Genomic DNA, 19,519 nt, shown 5'->3' with positions numbered 1-19,519 from the left:
GATTGTCCCTTCACAATTCATATCCTCTATTAACCCAATAGTGCCAATCGGCAACCGCCTCTTGGGTTTCGCTATCGGCTTCAACTCCCTCAATTTCCGACAGCCGCACAGAAAACACATTTTCTAGATTACCCTAAAGATTTAGTTCTAAGGTAACCAAAATTTAGGTAAAAACGATTCACTTATACCGCGTACTGTTTGATTAACCGTCCGGGCAATTTGGATATGCGGTTCGTCAGGTTCGACGGGAATAATGTTAGCTTTATTTCCAATTCCAAAACTTTTAATTACTAAATTTGCGGCTTCCAAACCCGTCACATAAGCCTTTTCCTGCGACCAAGAACCGTGGCGGGTAATAACCCAATCGCCACTCATAAATAGATTATGGATATTCGTTTTTGCTGACAAAAGATACTGATAGCTACCCGGAGCAAAGTGCGTCACACCTTGAGAGACTCGGATAATACTGCTGTCAATAACTTTTGCATCCCGAAATTCTGGCACGCAAACCGCTAAATCCCGTTGTACCTTCTCTACAATTTCCTCATCACTCATCGACAGCAACTGGTTGGCGTGGTAAAAGTCGGCTTCAATGACGGTACCAGGTTCATCTTTGTATTCATCTTGTAGGGCGTTGAGGTCAAAAAATGTCCAACCTGTTGTAGAGTCAAAACCAAAGCAAGCATTAGAAGGCAAAGGTACATTGATTTTGCGATCGCACCATAGCTTGGTTGCTAAGACATCAATTGCCCCTAAATTTTGCAAGTCCCGGAATTGCTGATACTTCTTCAGGGTAGAACTACCGGAGACAATCTTTTTCATGCCGCTGACGCTGACGGCAAAAATGACAGCATCGGCTTCAAAGACTTCATCGCCGCAGACAACACCTTTGGTTTTCCCTATCTCGTCAAGGAGAACATCATTAACCCGCTGATTGATGAGTACCTTACCGCCAGCTTTTTCAATCTGCTGCACCCAAGGTTTAAAGATCGTCTCTCCCACGGTTCCCCGGCACCAGACAACATCAAAGTTGGGTTGGTGAGCCAAAATGAAGTAATACAGCATTCCCAGAGCGGCGGCGGCGGAACATTGCTCTCCGGGGGCAAATAATCCCACCAACAGCATCGGTTCAAAGGAATCTTTATAAAGTCGGGCAGAGACACCAAACTGCTTGAACAGTTCCCGTGCTGTTACTTTGTCGTAACGTCGCCATGCTTCATCGGAATTATCAAAATCAGCAATAGCGTAGAGGAGAGGAAGGGCAGAAAGTCTGTCGATTAGTGGTAAGCGTTTGAAGCGAGTGTAGAGAAAGGTTCCCAGTGGTGTAGGGAGTTGGGGTTCGTCTTGAAATATGGGGGATTCAACTTCTAATCCGGCGGGAGAATACTGAGCAGAGCGGGTGAAGGGAGTGAAGGGCTGCAGTCCCAGTTCTCGAACGAGGGAAAAGATATTGCTGTAGGGATACCAGAAGCCATGAATCCCACCTTCTACGGAACGTCCTTCGGTGGTTTTCCACCCGGCGACTAAGCCACCGGGATAGGGGCCAGCTTCTAGGAGGGTAACGTCATAGCCCTGTTGTGCGAGGTGGTAGGTTGCGCCTAATCCCGCCCATCCTGCACCAACAACAACTACCCGTTTTTGTTGTGCTGTTTCTGTCATCTGAGTACCTCGTGACGTGCTTGTTTAAGACGGTTTAGCGGTTAAATAAAACCAATTCAGTTGTAAGGTAGGCATTGCCTAGAAGGAAGTTTTTGTAAGGATTTCCAGTTTGATCGCGGGCGTTGCCCACCCTACGTTTAAGAGGTAGCGCTATCCTGCTACTAGGGTTGAGATTCGAGATTTATCTGCATTGTGAGATTGGTTTCTATCGGTGTTGTTTTGCCTTGGCTCATCTCAACATCCATCGCCGTGTTGGAGCGGATAGAGATTGACGATCGCATCGGCATTGCTTCGTCTAGCTGCATCACCACCTGTCCCTGTCCTTGAGAATCCAAGGATTTCAAATTCAACTTGGCTGTGGTTGGTAGTCCTGGGATGCTTAAGTTCTGAGATGCTGCTTCTTGTTCAATGTTGGCGTTGAGGGTGGCAACATTATCTTGCAGGCTCACCAACTCATAAACCGTGTTCTGATTCAAGTTCATGCCACTGAAAGTTGGGGAAGAAGACACGCGCCACTTAGCACCGATGCCAACCGCTTCTTCAGGAACAGGTGAAGACAGTTGCTCCAGCGAGCTGAAGACTTGCTCCAGTAGTTGTTTGCTCCTGGGGTCAAGGTCTTCCGGTAAGTCAACATTAGTGGATTTGACTTGTCCTCGATTATCAATGACATAAGAACCCTTGATCCCAACCATCTTTTGGAGTGTTGAACGCACAGCGTTAACGACTTCTGGCGAAGCGCTGGAATCGGCAACAACATCACCGTCTGTGTAAGAGAAATCAAAGTGAATATCGCCGTTGGGATCGACTTGAGTGACAACGGTTTCCATCGTCATCCTGCTAGCCGGGATTTTGAACGAGGGTATGGGTTGTCCCGCGATCGCGGTAACCATATCTAGATTGGTTGTAATCGTCAGCGTTTGCTTGGCGTTGACTACGGGGCTAAAACGTAGCTCCTGCCTGGGTTCAGCCCCCGCATCTAGAAGTTGTAGTTGCGATCGCGTGGCGGGAGCAGCTTGCGTAGACTCGACAACAGGCGACGGATTATTGACCGCAGGGGTATCAGCATTGGCTGGAGAGAATGCCAGCTTCAGCCCACTTCCAGCAGCAAGCAAGCAAAGAGAACTAATCAGTAATTTTTTCTTCATGGCGTGACTCTAGAAGGAGGGAGCAAAAGACGAAGTACGGCGCTTCCATTCTAACTTTTGTGGTTTTGGCGACTGGAGAGGGTGAAGCGAGCGATCGCCAATTGGGCGCTTTATCCTTGGTTAAGAAGATTAGCGAACTTGTCCTTGTAGCCTACTGAACGGGCAATGAACCGACAGCCGAATGGGTACCTCCATTTCTGTACAGGAGAACGATTACACTGAAGAAGGTTAATGCCAATTGATTTAAGAGCGCATTTGCATTATTTAGTGGCTGTCTGAAACATGGTGACTCGACGGATTGCAGAAATATTGAGAGATGGTCAACCTGAGGAGTCGTTGACCATTCAAGGTTGGGTACGCACGAAGCGGGAGTTGAAAGGCTTTGCCTTTATGGAAGTCAACGATGGCTCCTCTATGGGTAATCTGCAAGTGGTACTCAACTCTGAGGTGCCAGGGTATGAAGATATCCTCAAGCAGATCAATACCGGGGCGTCTGTGGAAGCGTCGGGTGTCCTAGTCGCGTCTCAGGGAAAAGGACAGCGGATTGAGCTACAAGCGTCTGCGGTCAAGGTTTACGGCGCATCTGACCCAGAAACCTATCCCCTGCAAAAGAAACGTCACTCCTTTGAGTTTTTGCGGACAATCGGGCATTTACGACCGCGTACCAATACCCTCGGCGCTGTATTCCGCGTGCGGAATGCTTGCTCCTACGCGATTCATCAGTTCTTCCAAGAGCGGGGTTTCTTGTGGATTCACACCCCTGTGATTACCGCTAGCGACTGCGAGGGAGCGGGGGAAATGTTTGCCGTCACTAGCTTTAACTTAAAGGACGTTCCTCGCCTAGATACGCAAGATATTGATTACGCTCAAGACTTTTTTGGACGCCCTGCTTACCTAACGGTGAGCGGACAGTTGGAAGCTGAAGTGATGGCAATGGCGTTTAGTAACGTCTACACTTTTGGCCCTACTTTCCGGGCGGAAAACTCCAACACCTCGCGCCACTTGGCAGAGTTTTGGATGGTGGAACCGGAAATGGCGTTTTGTGACTTGAAGGGCAATATGGACTTGGCGGAGGAGTTCTTAAAGTACGTCTTTAAGACAGTCCTAGAACGTTGTCCGGAAGATATGGAATTCTTCAACCAGCGCATTAATGACACGGTGTTGGCAACGGCGGAGAATATTATTAACAGCGAGTTTGAGCGGATTACCTATACAGACGCGATCGCCCTTTTAGAAAAAGCTAACAAAAAGTTTGAGTTTCCCTGTAACTGGGGCGTAGATTTGCAGTCGGAACACGAACGCTACTTAGCAGAAGAACTGTTTAAAAAACCCGTCATCGTCACCGACTACCCAGTGGGAATCAAGGCGTTTTACATGCGCCTCAGCGACGATGAAAAGACGGTGCGGGCAATGGATGTCCTCGCTCCCAATATTGGGGAAATCATCGGGGGTTCTCAACGGGAAGAACGTTTGGATGTTTTGGAACGGCGGATTAAAACTCAAGGGCTAAACCCAGAGGATTACTGGTGGTATCTGGATTTGCGCCGCTACGGTACGGTTGAACATGCGGGATTCGGCTTGGGGTTTGAACGCTTGGTGCAATTCATGACGGGGATGACAAATATCCGTGATGTCATTCCCTTCCCTCGGACACCGTTGAGTGCTGAGTTTTAAAAAGGCTATCTGAGTCATTCCTCATTTCCTAACCCCTTCTCCCAGGATTGGGTGCTGACTTACTGCCCAGATCCCCGACTTCTTGAAGAAGTCGGGGATCTAGCTCGTGCCTAGGGATAAAGGCGGGAAATATTCCTCAAAGGATTTTAATTCTGCAAGGCTTTTTGGCGATTGTTACGATTACTGCTCTAGTTCTGGCAGGCGCTAGTTTTTGGTTCACCCTACCCTTAGCCGTTTCCTCTTGTGCAGAAACTCACTACAATCAATCATCCCCACATTCGTTACAGCACCCTCAATGTCTACTGAACACTCATCAACTCTCACCCTCGAATCTGCCCACAAAATCCTAACGGCGTTTAGTTGTATAGACAATAAAACCATCGCATCAGAATCGGAAAAAGCTCAACTGCGTCAGGCGCTACTCCTGTTTACTGATTTATCGGATGCTCAAAATTTCGGAATTTGCGCGGATAATGCGGCTGAGGGGTTGTCCGCGCTCAAAAGTTATTTAAATGCTCTGGGTTACAAGGCTGATCTTGACCAAGCTGATATTCCCGCTGAAGCAGAACCGATGTATATCAAGTTCAACACGCAACGCATGTCCCATTATCTAAGTCCCTATCCGGGAGAGTATCGCGGCGTCTTGGTGTCTTGTCAGTCATCGGAAGAGGATGCAGTAAACGGCACCTACGGTCATTTTCCGCTCGATTTGTTTGAAGATGCCTAAAATAGGAGGTTAGATGGGGATGCGATCGCCCCACTAAAAAACTCAACTCAACATCAATCATGGTTCATCAGGAGCAAATCCACCTTTCTACAGACAGTCATGGGACAATGCATGACCTGACGGATAAGGTTAATGCGATCGTCAAAAGCTCCGGAATCAAGACGGGAATGGCGCATGTCTTCAACATTGGTAGTACCGCCGCCATTGGCACGATTGAGTTTGAACCCGGACTGCAACGCGATTTGCCGGAACTCCTCAACAAGCTGATTCCCCCCAGTCGGGAATACGGACACGAGCAAATGTGGCACGATGGCAACGGACATTCCCATCTGCAAGCTACTTGGCTTGGCCCTTCCCTCACCGTACCCGTGCAAAATGGCAAGTTAGAGTTAGGAACCTGGCAACAAATTTTCCACTTGGAATGTGATATCAAACCCCGCCGCCGTACTGTTGTCGTGACAGTTTACGGGGAGTAAAATCGCCCGATTTTTTTAACGCAGAGGAACAAGAGAGGTGTAGGGTGGGCACTGCTCGCAATCGTTGCTATTAATTTCTACAAAAGGTCGTTTTTAGGCAGCGATCGCTTAACGTTTAATTGGCTCCTGCTACTTAATTTAAATCGCAGTAAAAACAACTTCGCACTCTACTAAAGTGAACTTACGCCTCTCTAGAGGCATATTTTTTGTTTATTCTATTTGTAATCTTTGAAAAAATTAATCCTCTCTCTATTAGAATATTTCTCAATTTTTCTGACCTTTGTGACATTATGTCACTAGATTTTAAAACTACATCACTCTTTAGAGATGCTTGAGGTTTGCCACTAAAGACAGATAGCAGCACTTAGCCTGGTAGCTACGATGAAATTATCAGAACGTTAAGGAATGTAAACTATGAAAACTCCAACACCCGAAAGAGAAAAGATTGTTGATACAGCTACCGATCTACCTGCTGTTGCCAAAGCTTACAATGGCTTAGACCGCAACACTTTCAAGTTTGGCTGGAATCCTCAAGCCGAACTATGGAACGGACGCCTAGCGATGATTGGTTTCCTGGCTTACTTGCTTTGGGACTGGGCTGGTTACAGCGTCCTTCGTGACCTGCTTCACCTTCTACCTCAGTACGTCGTTCGCTAAGGACAGGTTGATTAGTTAACAGACTGACAGTTTAAGGGCTTCCAATAGACTGTCAGTCTGTTAACCCCTAAAGACTAAAATTTTTAATTATTGCTTGTAATGAAGTAATTTAAGCTTAATATCTAGGTAAATCAGCCAAATAACAAGCGTTACTCGTTATTTCAACCCTGAATTAGGAGAGCGATCGCCTCAATCTGCTCTTAAAGCTTTACAATACATAATATAACTTCATTTTGCTTAAGACAATACTCTTATTGTCTCATAAAACGTTGCCAGCCTTCATTGCCAGGAGGCTGATAGTTATTGTCCAAATTGTGTGGCTTATAAAGCTGCTCTCAAACCCCTACATGGAGTAAATGTGTGATTCAGTCCGAACAACCATCACTGCAACAAAACAAACTCACGTCAACCGTGAAAGGTGAAGGAATAGTTAATGGTGTTTTTATTGCTTGTGCAATTATTGGAATCTGGGCAAGTAGCTTAGTTTTCCTGTTAACGATTGATATTTCTAATATTCCGACGTTATGGCTGCTACCCGCCGTACTTGTACAAACGTTTCTTTATACAGGATTATTTATTACTGCCCATGATGCCATGCATGGCGTAGTTTGCCCTGAAAATAAAAAACTCAATCATTTTATCGGAGCATTCGCGCTAGTTATTTATGGGTTGCTTCCTTATCAAAATATTTTGAAAAAGCATTGGATACATCACAATCACCCAGCTAGCGAACTTGATCCTGATTTTCATGACAGCAAGCATAAAAACTTTTTTGCTTGGTATTTCTATTTTATGAAGCAATATTGGAGCTGGCTCAGGATTGGGGCGTTGGTGGCTATCTTCAATATTATTGTTTATACCCTGGATATTCCAGAACGGAATTTAACTTGGTTTTGGGTAGTCCCCTCCCTCTTAAGTTCTGTGCAGTTGTTTTATTTTGGTACTTACCTACCCCACCGGGAACCCAAAGGTGGATACAACAATTCTTATCGAGCAAAAACTAATGCTCTGCCTGTTTTTTGGTCATTCGTTACCTGTTACCACTTTGGCTACCATAAGGAACATCATGCCTTTCCTGCGGCTCCCTGGTGGAAGCTTCCAGAAGTTTACAAGTTGAACTCAGACTCTATTTGAGATAGCCAAAAATCCCACAGCGTTGCCGCTTGGGGGGTATACAGGCAAAGGCAGGTTTTAACCCGGCTCCTCGATCAATTTACGGATTTCGCTTACCCTCTGGTTGTAGTCACTTTCGTGCAAAACAGGCGTTATTCCTTCCAAGGAAATTGGATCAACCAGATCGATCCAGGAACGGCAACCGCCGTAGTCTTGGCGATAGGGAATAACTTCTGCTTGTGGTAGTAGGTAAGCTCGCAGCAATAAGACAAATAGGGGTTGATTTGGCTTCCAATGGAGGCGATCGCTGACAAATTTCTCGTTCCAGATATGATGCGGTAATAGCCTCTGCACCACTGATTGATCGCTGACTGGCAAAATATCAGTAATCTCCGCCCAACTGCTAATCGGCACGGTTTCAGGATGCCAACCAGGGGAAACAGGTGGCGCTGTCAGTGCATACTCCACCTTCAACAAATCAGACTTTTGATGCTCGTAGGTAGGATAGAGCAAAACTTGGTTGTGGGCGACTTGAAAACGATTGCCGACTTCCCGAATGCCACCTTTGCGGATCAGCATAATCGTTTTGCCCCGTTCTAATGCCTCAATAGCAAGCGCCCATTCTTTGAGTGCGTGAGTCGTTGTGACAGTAGTTGCTGGCATGGCTGTTAACCCTCGCGTCTTTATTTAAGACTACCGATTTTATTGTTGAGTGGGGGAGGGTTTTCCCAAAGTTAGGGAACTCCTGTTCTCGAAGGATTCAAACCACAGAGGTACAACAGGACTCAAAAAAACTCGCTAAGGTGAGAGGCAAACAGAAAAATACAGATCTTAATAAATATGGAAACGCGACGCTTAGGCACGTCTGATGTCCAAATCTCACCTATCCTCCTGGGTACTTGGCAAGCCGGGAAGAAACAGTGGGTTGGTATTGAAGATGCCGAAACTAAAAAAGCGATCCGGGCAGCCGTAGATGCAGGTATCACCACAATTGACACTGCCGAAGTTTATGGAGACGGTCACTCTGAGCAAATGATCGCTGCCGCCCTCTCAGATATACCCCGCGATCGCTTAGTTTATGCCAGTAAGGTCTTTGCCAACCACCTCAAATACGACCAGGTGATTGAGGCTTGCGATCGCTCCTTAAAAAATCTCCAGACAGATTACCTCGACCTCTATCAAATCCACTGGCCATCTGGAGCTTTCAATAGTGAGACTGTGCCGATTGAAGAAACGATGAGTGCCTTGAACAAATTGAAAGAGCAAGGCAAAATTCGGGCAATCGGTGTATCTAACTTCTCCCGCGCCCAGTTGGAAGAAGCCACACAGTACGGACGCATTGACAGCTTACAACCCCCTTACTCGCTGTTCTGGCGCTATGTCGAGGATGAGGCGATGCCCTACTGCGCGGAGAACCAAATCTCGATTCTCGCTTACTCTTCCTTAGCGCAAGGACTATTGACAGGTAAGTTTGGTCCTGACCACGAGTTTAAAGAAGGCGATAACCGGAAAAAGAATAAGCTCTTCCAGGGGGAAAACTACCAACACGCCCAAGAAGCCCTGGATAAACTGCGCCCAATTGCGGAACGTTACCAATGCTCCCTTGCTCAACTCGCCCTTGCTTGGTTGATTGCCCAACCCCAAGCTAACGCGATCGCTGGCGCACGAAATGCCGAGCAAGCGACCGCTAATGCGAAAGCGGCTGAAGTTTCCCTGTCGGCAGAAGACCTCCAGGAAATTGATAGCATCGCCCGACACGTTACCGACAACCTCGATGAAAATCCCCTAATGTGGAACTGGGCTTCCTAGCCAAAGCGTTGTGCTATTTTGGGCAGCGCCCTCAGGATTCAACCGTAAACCAGTGGCGATCAGAACTTGCCTCAAGCTTCAGTCTGTTGGCGATCGCGCCTTTTGTTCTTGAAACTACTCAGTTGTAACAAAACTTTCCTTTAAAAGATGGCGATCGTGCATTAAGGGGATATCTTTTGCCATAATTATTTGCCAGAATATGTACAAAGTCAGTCATTAACTGGCGATTAGTAATTGAGGTTGATTAGTTAAGAAGGATGACTCAAGTAACTGTTGGTCAAAATGAAGCTATTGAGTCGGTCTTGCGCCGATTTAAGCGTCAAGTCTCCAAGGCAGGAATTTTGACAGATGTCAAGAGGCTGCGTCATTTCGAGACTCCCCAGGAAAAACGCAAACGTAAAGAAGTTGCACGTCGCAAGAAGCAATGGCGTTAAGCAGAAAATTCCCTTTTACTAATTGTTGACGTAGTAAGTTGCTGGTGAAGTAAGTTTCTGGCTTAAAAAACTCTCGCCAGGATAGCCATTAGCCAGCATCGCTATAACCCTATCGTCAGTTTAAAAAGCGAAAAGAAATAGAAAGCTTATCTACCTATTTCTTTTCGCTTAAAACTGGCGATATTATTTTGCCTAGCTATTAAGAAACATTACTTAATAGGATGGTACAAGGCATGTTTAACACGACTGATGGAGAGGAATTTCAATAACAAACTCAGTTCCTTGCCGGGGTGCAGAAATACAACGGAGAGTGCCGCCATGCTTTTCAACAATGATTTGGTGACTGATGGAAAGTCCTAGCCCCGTCCCGTTACAAAAGAGTCGCGCAGGAATACCTCATTTCCTTTGTATCTGTGCTAAATCCTGTTTTTTGAAGCTAAAAATTGAGATAAGTATGTACGAATGGATACCTGAAGCAATAGAGCAGTCAAGAAGTGTATTCCAAGAGTTCTCCCTTAACTGGGGATTTAGTATGGGTGAAGCTGCTACACAAGAAGAAGTAGATCAATGCGAACAAGAACTAAGTGTATCGCTTCCACCAAGCTATCGGAAGTTTCTACTTAAGTACAATGGCGCTCATCTCTTTTGCTCTCATACCGGAAACCGTTCAACTCCTAACTCTTGGTGGGCAGATTCTGGGATTATCATATTTGGAACAAAATCTCTTTTAGAGTATAGGCAGTTAGTCTACAAACTTCTACTTCTTGATACAGAAGAGTATCCGACTTATCCTTCTTCGCTGCCCATCGCCTATTTGGGACGAATCGGTACAGGGGATTTCTGTGCTTTGGATATGGACGAGTTAATTGCTGGTGAAAATCCGGTACTCGACTGCGATCATGAATACCCCCCCTCAGAATGGAAAAATGCAATGATCGCCGTTTCATTGGAAGACTGGTTGCAGAAAATGTTCGCTCGCGTAGTTGAACATAAGAGTCCACCGGAGTACTGGTTTGAAGATACTCTAGAAGATAATTCCCTTGTTAATTTAATGTTCACTCGCGTAGTTGAACATAAGAGTCCACCGGAGTACTAGTTTGAAGATACTCTAGAAGATAATTCCCTTGCTAATTTGTAGTACGAAGAGAGTTTACGAGCCATCAACCCCATGATACCCCTGACTTGGTCGCAGAAGCTCGGAGAGGAATTTCAATAACAAACTTAGTTCCTTGCTGGGGTGCAGAAATACAACGTAGAGTGCCGCCATGCTTTTCAACAATGATTTGGTGACTGATAGAAAGTCCTAGCCCTGTCCCTTTACCTATGGGTTTAGTTGTAAAAAATGGCTCAAATATTTTTCTGACTACTTCATCTGACATTCCCGGCCCATTATCAATAATGCTAATAACTACCCAGTCATTCCTGATCGTGTCTGTCCGAATGCGAATCGTAGGGATTGGGCCTTGGGAATTAGGAATTTGCGACAGGGAAGAGAGTTGACTGCTGTTCTCTGCTCCCTTGTCTTCTTTCTCAATCTCCTGTTCTAGTGCATCAATAGCATTAGACAAAAGATTCATAAACACCTGATTTAATAAGCTGGCATAGCACTCTACCAAGGGCAGATCGCCATATTCTTTTAAAACAGCAATAGTAGGATAGGTACCTCTAGCTTTCAAACGGTTGTGGAGGATAAGGAGAGTACTATCTATACCTTGGTGAATATCTACTGGTTTGGTCTGCGCTTCGTCAATCCGGGAAAAGTTCCGCAGCGATTGAACGATTTGATGGACGCGATCAGCGCCAATTTGCATGGAAGATAGAGTCTGAGGAAAATCTTTGATGATAAAGTCTAAATCAATGGCTTCTGCTGCGGCTTGAATTTCTGGTACAGGCTGAGGATAATGCTTGGCGTAAAGTTGGAATAATTCTAAGAGGTCTTCCGCGTACTGTCTGGCATGAAGAAGATTGCCACACATGAAATTAACAGGGTTGTTAATTTCGTGAGCAATGCCTGCAACAAGCTGTCCTAAGCTGGACATTTTTTCAGTTTGCAAGAGCTGTGACTGCGTTTGTTGCAGCTTTTGCAATGCTAGTTGCAGTTCTTCGGCTTGTTTTTTAAACTGCATTTGTGATTTCCGCAACGAGGCTTCCGATTGTTTGCGTTTGGTGACATCAGTAACAAAGCCTTCGTAGTAGAGAAGATTGCCTAAACTGTCGCGTACAGCGCGGGCACTTTCCGATATCCAGATAATGCTGCCATCTTGGCGATAGACTTGCGATTCAAACTCAGATACAGAGTCTTGCGATCGCAACTGCTCAATAAACTGCTGACGCCGCTCTGGTTCTACATAAAGCTGGCATTCAATATCAGTCAGCTTTTCCAGCAGTGCCTTGGGCGACTCATAGCCGTAAATTCTTGCCAAGGTAGGATTAGCACTGAGGTAGCATCCTTCCGGTGTCGTTTGAAAGATACCCTCCACCGCGTTTTCAAAAATACTGCGGTACTTTTCTTGTGCTTGTAGTAATGCCTCTTCTAATCGTTGATTTTCCATGCAGACTGCTTCGCTAACAGCAATTCTTTCAGCCAATTCTTGATTAGCTCTGGTTAACTGCTTTGTCCGCAAAACGAGACTTTTTTCTAATTTTTTGCAATACTTGACCCAGTTTGCAGAACCGGGGGGCAAACTTTCGTTACTTACAAACATGGTGTTCTGGCTAGATTAGCTTGCCGACTAAGAATATTATTTTGTTTTTGGAGTCATCACTTAGGTGATGTAAGTTGCTCTATGCAGATGATATTAACTCTTTTAAATCTAGAAGATTTGGTTAATTTCTGTGTGATCCTCGACCGATATTTTTCGGATCGAGATCACTGCACACTTAAGTTGCTGAAAAGTTAATGCTTACCCACAACTATTTGCAGACTTTTTTTCTACAAAAATGCTTTCCATAGAAGACGCTATAACCGATAAAAAGCTTTTTTATTGCCATCTCTCCCTGATTTTTTTAAAGGAGGATGATTTAGAACCCAAACTTTCGAGTAAGGTTAACTAAACCTGAGCAGAGCAATGAGGGAGAGGCATTGGCGCAAGGATTTTTCACCCCAAGCTTACAGTCAACCATCTTTAAGCAGTCCGTTCAGCGGTTAAAAACCGTTAGCGTAGTGGGATTATTGGTGATGGTTGGTGTGGTATTACAAGTAGCGATCGCCTCTGCTGCTGCCCTCTTAACACGCTGGCAATTTGATGAAAGTGCCAATCAACTGGAAATTACGACCCAGGAAAGTACAACCCCCCGCTACTTCCTACTGACAGAGCCGCCACGCATCGTTATCGATTTACCCAACACCCAACTCGGTAGCGTACCAACCCAACAAACCTACTCTGGAACAGTGCGTCAAATTCGAGTGGCGCAGTTTGAAGAAAATGTGGCGCGAATCGTCATGGAACTCTCGCCTGCTGTCGCCTTATCACCAGAACAGGTACAACTACAACGAGTAGAAGGGAACACCGTTGAAAATCGCTGGATACTGCGTCCGCTCATTGCCGGAAAACCAACCCCTATTCTAGGGATTCCCACGCCTGCGCCTGCGACTACAGTTTCTGGTCAGTCTAGTGCTATGGTAACGGTGCCACCACTGATTCGTCCGGGTGCAGCCCCCACACCAGCCAATTTTCCGCCGCCTAGTCAACCACCAAACCTTAGTATACCGACGCTACAATCCTCTCCCCCTGGAACACCCCCCTCACAACCCAACTCAGCTACAGTCCCTGTAATTGAGTTTGGTCAACCCTTACCGAAATAAGTCCTGAGTCCTGAGTCGGGAAGTAGGGGAGAAGTATGAAGGGTGAAGGGTGAAGTATGAAGGGTGAAGGGTGGGTGTAGTTATCCGCTGCTCCCCTGCTCCCCTGCTCCCCTGCTTCCCCGCTCCCCATCACTCCTGAAACTTGAGACAATAGGCTGATTAACTGTCGCCTTGAATTGATGAAGGTTGCATTATTTCGCTCAATTCGCACTCGGATTATGACTGCCACGACGCTTTTGATTATCGTGATTATTGGGATTACGGTATGGCTTTGGGTGAAGAGCGAGCAAGACCTTTACCGCTACTCCAAGCGTAAGGAAGTACAACTACTGGCGGCGGCTCTTGCTAGTGCTTGGACAAACGAATTAGTAGATCAAAACTGGGGACAAATTCGCCAGGGATTGAACTTACTTCTTAGACGCAATCAAGACTTTGTTTACATCCTGGTATCTGACGCACGGCTATCAAATCAAATTGTCGCTGCCCTGCCGAGCGATTTTCAGGAACAGTATTATCCCGATGTAGTGCGGGTAGATATCACTGACAAAGCACTAAATGCATCCGGGAAAACCTTTGTTCTCGAAACTTATCTGCTACGAGATGTTGAGTTCCCTCAAGGGCAATTACGAGGGCGTCGGGGAGAACGCATGATGGAAGTTGCCACTGACATTCGTAATGCTGCGGGAGAAAAAATTGGGACATTCCGCATTGGCATCTCCCTACGAGAGGTCAACCTAGCAATGGCAAATGCTTTGAAAAAAGCTTTAATAGTCGGGGCAATTGGACTAGCTGTTGGACTAGTGGGAGCTTATCTCCTGGCGCGTCAACTTAGTAACCCTTTGCAACGTCTACAAATTAGTGCTGCCAAGATTGCCGCCGGAGATTTACAACATCGTGCTGATATTCAGCGAACCGATGAAATTGGCGCATTGGCGGCGGCTTTTAATGAGATGTCTGCGGCGTTGCAGGCATCCTTCGGGAGACTTCAAAAAACGATAGAGTCTTTTGAACGTTTTGTTCCCGATAAGTTTCTGGCTGTTATTGCCTCAGACGGAATTGAAAACATCCAGGTGGGTGTCACGGCAATACGCCGAATTACGATTTTATTTGCTGACATTCGCGGTTATACCTCAATGTCAGAACAGTTAACGCCTCTAGAAACCTTTACATTGTTAAACGACTATCTTGCCTGCATGGGACAGGTGATTAATGACAATGGAGGATTTATTGACAAGTACATCGGTGATGCGATCATGGCGTTGTTTGATGATGAAGGAACAGGCTGTGCGCTGTACGCCGCCTTAGCCATGCAGCAGATGTTGCAAGAATTCAATGCCAACCGGAAGCACAAAGCCTTACCTCTAATCGAAATTGGGATTGGTATTCATCGCGGTGAGGTCGTGATGGGGACGATTGGCTTTACCTCGCGGATTGAGTCTACCGTGATTGGGGATGCGGTGAATGTTGCCGCCCGAGTTGAGGGACTGACTCGGCAGTACGATTGTGCAATTTTGGTGACTGAATCGGTTGTTTCCTCGCTACATCACCCGGAAGCGTTTAAGCTGCGCTTAGTAGGCGACTCGGTGAAGGTTAAAGGTAAGGATGAGGCGGTGGCAATTCACGAAGTGTTGCTTCCCTGAGGAGTGGGGGGATGAGGTGATGGGGATTTTAATAAACCACGGAGGCACAGAGGGCGCAGAGGTAAGAGAAGGAGAGGGTGATAAGGGGATGAGGAGCAGGGGATGAGGAGCAGGGGAGCAGGGGTGCAGAGGAGCAGGGGTGCAGGGGGGCAGAGGAGATGAGGCGATGAGGAAAACTGATAACCTCCTTCATACTTCACCCGTTCGGCTGAGCTCACGTCGAAGCCTTCACACTTCATACTTCATACTTCACCCTTCATACTTCACTGACTCCCTTCACCATCAGTTAATGAGTTTCTAACCTTCAAGGGTTGCGGAAAGTTCAAAAAATTGTTACTGCCCTCTGGCATAAAGCTCGCGAGTAAGTTTAGATTGATTAGTCAAGGCTATAGCTGTTTTTTACTCATTAATCTTTTTGTAATCAGTTATACAACGCTTATTGGTCCTGAAGTAACGGCAACATTACAACAACCCAACTCACGATTGCCATCTCAATACAGGTATCCCAATCCATGTCTTACCTCAATTTAGTTTCTCTAGCTGGTATTTTTGGCTTATGTGCGATCGCGTGGTTGTTTTCTGAGAACCGTCGCTTCAAGTACATTCCCTGGCGCGTGATTATCTGGGGGATTGGTTTACAACTCCTGCTGGGTGCTTTAATCTTTCTGTTTCCCCCCACCCGTGCGGCGTTGAATGCGTTTAACAACTTGCTTGATGGGGTCTTCTTCGCTGCTGATACCGGAGCACGATTTGTCTTTGGCCCAAATATTGTGCCAAGACCAGGGGTAGTACCAACAGTAGATCTCGGTTATATTTTTGCCTTCCGCGCCTTACCGACGGTGGTGTTTTTCTCCGGGTTGATGGCGTTGCTCTACAACATTGGGGTCATTCAACCTGTTGTTAATTTCTTTGCCCGGATATTTTATGCAACGATGCGCCTGAGTGGGGCTGAGGCGTTGAGTGGTGCGGCGAATATTTTTGTGGGGATTGAAGCGGCGATCGTGGTCAAGCCCTTTTTGGCGAAGATGACCCGTAGCGAACTCTGTGCGATTCTTTCCTGCTGTTTTGGTACCGCCGCCTCTTCCACTTTGGCGATTTATGTTAGTTTCCTCAGACCTGTGTTTCCGAATATTTTGGGGCACTTAGTCTCGGCGTCGATTATTGCCATTCCTGCTTGCTTTGTGCTGTCGAAGATTTTGGTGCCAGAAACAGGCGTTCCCCTTACAGCTGGAGGCATTCCCACAGAGGAAGCGAATAAAGCCAAAAATTTTGATGATGAGGGAGAGTTCATGGGCGTTAAGCCTGAGGAGGATGTTCCCCAGGAAACAGTCGGTGGCGAACCGATTGAGCGGGTTAGCCCGATGGATGCGGCGATTGTCGGCGCGTTGGATGGGGTGAAAATGGCGGTAGCGATCGCGGCGGTACTAATCTTAATTCTCGGCTTAGTCTCGCTAGTCAATCAGATATTTGGCGCACTTGCGGCTTTGACTGAGTCCAACATTTTCTTGTTGCAAATCGTCGGACAGTTTTTCAGCATCGTCAATTTGCAGAACATTCTCGGATTTTTGTTCTACCCACTGACAATCCTCACTGGCGTTCCCTTTGACGAATCCTGGCAAGCGTCGGTGATTTTTGGTCGCCGCTTGCTAGAAACCGCCATTCCTCCCTATCAAGAATTAGGTCGGGCAGCCGCCGCCGGAGAATTGAGCGAGCGCACGTTGATCATCATTAGCTACGCCCTCTCGGGTTTTGCCCATATTGCTTCTGTGGGCATTTTTGTCGGTGGTACGATTGCCCTAATTCCGTCCCGACGTAAAGATATTTCTGAGTTAGGCTGGAAAGCTCTCTTTGTCGGCACCCTAGCAACAACAATGATTGCTTGCGTGGCAGGAGTATTTTATACAGGCGCACCGGGAATCTTGGGAGAGATATCATCGCCGCAAGTAGCTCCGGTGACGACTCCCGCGACGCCTTCTCCTAGCCCTCTCGCCCCTACTGCTTCACCTGTTCCCCAAGGAGCAATTGCACCTGCATCTCCCAGTCCTTCTCCCACAGGCACAACGGTTACACCTAGCCCAGCAACGACGCCGTCCCCTGCTCCTCAAGCCTCACCTTCTCCCACAGTCACAACGGTTACACCTAGCCCAGCAACAACGCCGTCTCCTGCTTCTCAAGCCTCACCTTCTCCCAGCCCCTCACCGCAGTAGCAACGACTATTAGCATTAAAAGATTCAACAGGAAATTTATTGAAATTGTGCCATAGCTGACTGAGGCAATGTGCTCAAGGGCGATCGCGCAACATCACCACTAGATCGAGGACTGGCGTTTTCATATCCGCTTCCCCTAGCATTTGATGCACCTGTCCTCGGTGATGGGTTTGATGGTTGAATAAATGGACTAAACATTGCCACAGGGGTTGATTGTACTGCTGCCCTGTTGAGTTGCTGTAGGATAGCTCAAGCGCGAGCGCTTCCGATGTCAAATCAGTGACGTAAGCAAGAATCCGGGTATCCTCACTTTGGCGGGCTGACTTTAATAACTCGAAAGTCGGGTACAGTTCATCCCTCAGGGAAGTGACTTCGTAGGCTTCCCCAGTAAAGCGACTCATCCAAACACGGTCAGCTAGTAAAATGTGGTTCAGCGTGCCATGAATAGAACCAAAAAATGCGCGGCGGTCTTGATAATAACTATCAGAGTCTAGCTGTTGGCAGACCGTATAAATTCGTTCATTTGCCCATTGATTGTAACGGGCGAAATTTATATAAAGTTCCTTCACGTCCATAGGGATCATGGCTTTACTGCCACTGCCGATGAGTATTACTAGGACAGTACTTCATCACTCGGTAGGGGCAAGGTACAGCAGTTGACATCGTTCAAACAAACTTTACCCCACTGTAGTGCCCAGCGTACTAGTGCCACCCGGTTATCCGTTGATGTCTTCGTCAGGATGTTGCTGATGTGATTGTCAACTGTGCGCTTGCTAATCTCCAGCTTCTGGGCAATTTCCTGATTGGTCAAGCCAGCGGCTACTAATTCAATAATTTGCACTTCTCGGTCAGAAAGAGATGCAGGGGTATAGGAGTCACCACCAGCCATGAGTATTTTTTCCTTAGTAGATCTACTTAGCGTCTCCTTCAATTTTAGAGGATCGATCGGCGGCTGAGCCGCTTAGAGACTAGGATTGAAGCAAGTTTTTATGAAGGGTGAAGTATGAAGGGTGAAGTATGAAATAGACGATTGGAGTAATGGCTAATCGTCGTCAATTTTTCTCTCCCCTGCACCCCTGCTCCCCATCGCTGCTTTCGGAATTAGTGAGAAACTTTTGCCACGAAGGTCTAGTTGTACTGCTCCGGGAGGTAACGCCTCTGGTAGTCTGAAAAAAGTTGAGAGGTATGCAACCTGTGACGAATCCTCGTGTTCTCTGCCTTGGTGAAATTTTATTTGACCTTTTAGCCGACCAATTGGGGCGATCGCTCGAAGAAGTTGAATCCTGGACAGCTTATCCAGGCGGCGCACCTGCCAATGTTGCCTGTTCCCTAGTCAAGTTGGGTACGCCTTCAGGTTTTATTGGCTGCGTCGGTCAAGATCAGCCAGGAGATACTCTAGTTAAGCTTTTACAAGATATTGGTGTTGACGACAGTGGCATTCAGCGTCATCCCAGCGCACCAACTAGGGAGATTTATGTTGTGCGATCGCAAACAGGCGATCGCGAGTTTGCGGGCTTTGGTGGCTTGGATACTACAAAATTTGCCGACACCTTCCTTCAGGCATCTAAGTTACCAGAGTCATTGTTTAAAGAGGCGGAGTTTTTAGTCTTAGGAACGCTGGAGCTAGCCTACCCCGAAACGCGGGAAGCGGTTATGAAAGCGCTACAACTGGCAGAGCAGTACGATGTCAAGATTGTTGTTGATATCAACTGGCGTCCGATGTTTTGGCAGAACCCAGACGAAGCCCAGCCGCAAATTCATCAACTGTTAAAACGCACCGATTTCCTCAAAATCTCTAAAGAAGAAGCCGAAATGTTTTTTGATACGGCTGATGCAGGGGCGATTACCCATCGCTTGGATACGGTGGAAGGCGTTTTAGTAACCGATGGCGATAAGCAGAGTTCTTACTGTTTAGGAGACAATGAAGGTAAAGTTTCTGCTTTTTCGATGGATGTGAAAGATAGCACAGGAGCTGGAGATGCCTTTGTCGCGGGTTTCATCCATCAGCTTTGTCAGCGCCGCCTGCAAGATTTGAATGACCCCCAAATTGCTAGGGAAGTTGTGGAATACGCCAGTGCGGTGGGAGCATTAACGACGCTGAAGCCAGGAGCGATCGCGGCTCAACCCACCGCCTCAGAAGTCGAGGCATTTCTCAAGGAGAAAAGACAATAGC

19 protein-coding genes and 1 pseudogene are annotated in these 19,519 nt (G+C 46.8%); 12 read left to right on the top strand and 8 right to left on the bottom strand.

Going from position 1 to position 19,519, the window contains the following annotated elements; genetic code table 11:
• Positions 1-10: 10 nt before the first annotated feature.
• The 3 genes from AC5JR3_RS02315 to AC5JR3_RS02305 all read right to left on the bottom strand — a co-directional run bounded on the left by AC5JR3_RS02315 (position 11) and on the right by AC5JR3_RS02305 (position 2,804).
• A complete protein-coding gene (locus tag AC5JR3_RS02315) occupies positions 11-118 on the bottom strand; it encodes a calcium-binding protein (RefSeq protein WP_495842646.1) in 108 nt (35 codons plus the stop codon).
• Between the two features lie 29 nt (positions 119-147).
• Positions 148-1,659: a hydroxysqualene dehydroxylase gene (locus AC5JR3_RS02310; RefSeq protein WP_495842644.1), complete on the bottom strand. Its 1,512-nt coding sequence runs from the start codon at positions 1,657-1,659 to the stop codon at positions 148-150.
• 161 nt (positions 1,660-1,820) lie between these two features.
• Positions 1,821-2,804: a DUF6263 family protein gene (locus tag AC5JR3_RS02305; RefSeq protein WP_495842642.1), complete on the bottom strand. Its 984-nt coding sequence runs from the start codon at positions 2,802-2,804 to the stop codon at positions 1,821-1,823.
• Positions 2,805-3,086: 282 nt separating this feature from the next.
• Here AC5JR3_RS02305 and asnS point away from each other — a divergent pair, with 282 nt between their 5' ends.
• From asnS to crtW, 5 genes are all read left to right on the top strand, one after another.
• Complete coding sequence (asnS, locus tag AC5JR3_RS02300) at positions 3,087-4,478, top strand: asparagine--tRNA ligase (protein ID WP_495842640.1); 1,392 nt, start codon at positions 3,087-3,089, stop codon at positions 4,476-4,478.
• A 295-nt stretch (positions 4,479-4,773) separates the two neighbouring features.
• Positions 4,774-5,205 (top strand): DUF1824 family protein, encoded by a 432-nt coding sequence (locus AC5JR3_RS02295; RefSeq protein ID WP_495842638.1) that lies wholly within the window; start codon positions 4,774-4,776, stop codon positions 5,203-5,205.
• A gap of 59 nt (positions 5,206-5,264) precedes the next feature.
• A complete protein-coding gene (locus AC5JR3_RS02290) occupies positions 5,265-5,681 on the top strand; it encodes a secondary thiamine-phosphate synthase enzyme YjbQ (RefSeq protein ID WP_495842636.1) in 417 nt (138 codons plus the stop codon).
• 414 nt (positions 5,682-6,095) lie between these two features.
• Entirely contained in the window at positions 6,096-6,338 is a 243-nt protein-coding gene (locus AC5JR3_RS02285; RefSeq protein ID WP_495842635.1) for a high light inducible protein, read from the top strand.
• Positions 6,339-6,698: 360 nt separating this feature from the next.
• The gene (gene crtW, locus AC5JR3_RS02280; protein ID WP_495842633.1) at positions 6,699-7,472 is read left to right on the top strand and encodes a beta-carotene ketolase CrtW; all 774 of its coding nucleotides are present in this window, start codon (positions 6,699-6,701) and stop codon (positions 7,470-7,472) included.
• Positions 7,473-7,529: 57 nt separating this feature from the next.
• On the opposite strand, the gene AC5JR3_RS02275 is transcribed toward crtW, so the two are convergent.
• The gene (locus tag AC5JR3_RS02275) at positions 7,530-8,114 is read right to left on the bottom strand and encodes a DUF1802 family protein (protein WP_495842631.1); all 585 of its coding nucleotides are present in this window, start codon (positions 8,112-8,114) and stop codon (positions 7,530-7,532) included.
• 177 nt (positions 8,115-8,291) lie between these two features.
• Here AC5JR3_RS02275 and AC5JR3_RS02270 point away from each other — a divergent pair, with 177 nt between their 5' ends.
• Positions 8,292-9,260, top strand: coding sequence for an aldo/keto reductase (locus AC5JR3_RS02270; RefSeq protein WP_495842629.1), 969 nt, complete (start codon positions 8,292-8,294; stop codon positions 9,258-9,260).
• Positions 9,261-9,517: 257 nt separating this feature from the next.
• Complete coding sequence (gene rpsU, locus AC5JR3_RS02265) at positions 9,518-9,694, top strand: 30S ribosomal protein S21 (protein ID WP_495842626.1); 177 nt, start codon at positions 9,518-9,520, stop codon at positions 9,692-9,694.
• A 237-nt stretch (positions 9,695-9,931) separates the two neighbouring features.
• Here the strand turns inward: rpsU and AC5JR3_RS02260 are convergent.
• Positions 9,932-10,063: pseudogene (locus AC5JR3_RS02260) on the bottom strand (ATP-binding protein); the annotation flags it as partial.
• 163 nt (positions 10,064-10,226) lie between these two features.
• Here AC5JR3_RS02260 and AC5JR3_RS02255 point away from each other — a divergent pair.
• On the top strand, positions 10,227-10,790 hold the full coding sequence (locus tag AC5JR3_RS02255) for an SMI1/KNR4 family protein (protein ID WP_495842624.1): 564 nt from the start codon (positions 10,227-10,229) through the stop codon (positions 10,788-10,790).
• 64 nt (positions 10,791-10,854) lie between these two features.
• Here AC5JR3_RS02255 and AC5JR3_RS02250 read toward each other — a convergent pair whose 3' ends face one another.
• Positions 10,855-12,399, bottom strand: coding sequence for a PAS domain-containing sensor histidine kinase (locus AC5JR3_RS02250; protein ID WP_495842622.1), 1,545 nt, complete (start codon positions 12,397-12,399; stop codon positions 10,855-10,857).
• A 377-nt stretch (positions 12,400-12,776) separates the two neighbouring features.
• Here AC5JR3_RS02250 and AC5JR3_RS02245 point away from each other — a divergent pair, with 377 nt between their 5' ends.
• The 3 genes from AC5JR3_RS02245 to AC5JR3_RS02235 all read left to right on the top strand — a co-directional run bounded on the left by AC5JR3_RS02245 (position 12,777) and on the right by AC5JR3_RS02235 (position 17,346).
• The gene (locus AC5JR3_RS02245; RefSeq protein ID WP_495842619.1) at positions 12,777-13,499 is read left to right on the top strand and encodes an AMIN domain-containing protein; all 723 of its coding nucleotides are present in this window, start codon (positions 12,777-12,779) and stop codon (positions 13,497-13,499) included.
• A 179-nt stretch (positions 13,500-13,678) separates the two neighbouring features.
• Positions 13,679-15,139: an adenylate/guanylate cyclase domain-containing protein gene (locus AC5JR3_RS02240; RefSeq protein WP_495842617.1), complete on the top strand. Its 1,461-nt coding sequence runs from the start codon at positions 13,679-13,681 to the stop codon at positions 15,137-15,139.
• Positions 15,140-15,651: 512 nt separating this feature from the next.
• Positions 15,652-17,346 carry a NupC/NupG family nucleoside CNT transporter gene (locus AC5JR3_RS02235; RefSeq protein WP_495842615.1) on the top strand — a complete coding sequence of 565 codons (1,695 nt, stop codon included), beginning with the start codon at positions 15,652-15,654 and terminating at the stop codon, positions 17,344-17,346.
• 74 nt (positions 17,347-17,420) lie between these two features.
• Here the strand turns inward: AC5JR3_RS02235 and AC5JR3_RS02230 are convergent, their stop codons facing one another.
• Positions 17,421-17,930, bottom strand: a complete 510-nt coding sequence (locus AC5JR3_RS02230; protein ID WP_495842613.1) for a DinB family protein — start codon at positions 17,928-17,930, stop codon at positions 17,421-17,423.
• Between the two features lie 29 nt (positions 17,931-17,959).
• On the bottom strand, positions 17,960-18,235 hold the full coding sequence (gene pedR, locus AC5JR3_RS02225) for a photosynthetic electron transport-dependent transcriptional regulator PedR (protein ID WP_495842611.1): 276 nt from the start codon (positions 18,233-18,235) through the stop codon (positions 17,960-17,962).
• 305 nt (positions 18,236-18,540) lie between these two features.
• On the opposite strand from pedR, the gene AC5JR3_RS02220 reads away from it, so the two are divergent.
• The gene (locus tag AC5JR3_RS02220) at positions 18,541-19,518 is read left to right on the top strand and encodes a carbohydrate kinase family protein (RefSeq protein ID WP_495842609.1); all 978 of its coding nucleotides are present in this window, start codon (positions 18,541-18,543) and stop codon (positions 19,516-19,518) included.
• The last annotated feature ends 1 nt before the right edge of the window (position 19,519 follow it).

The sequence above is a fragment of the Kastovskya adunca genome, assembly GCF_059505785.1.
Note: the sequence above shows the minus strand (reverse complement) of the source record. Positions and strands in the feature narration are given on the sequence as shown.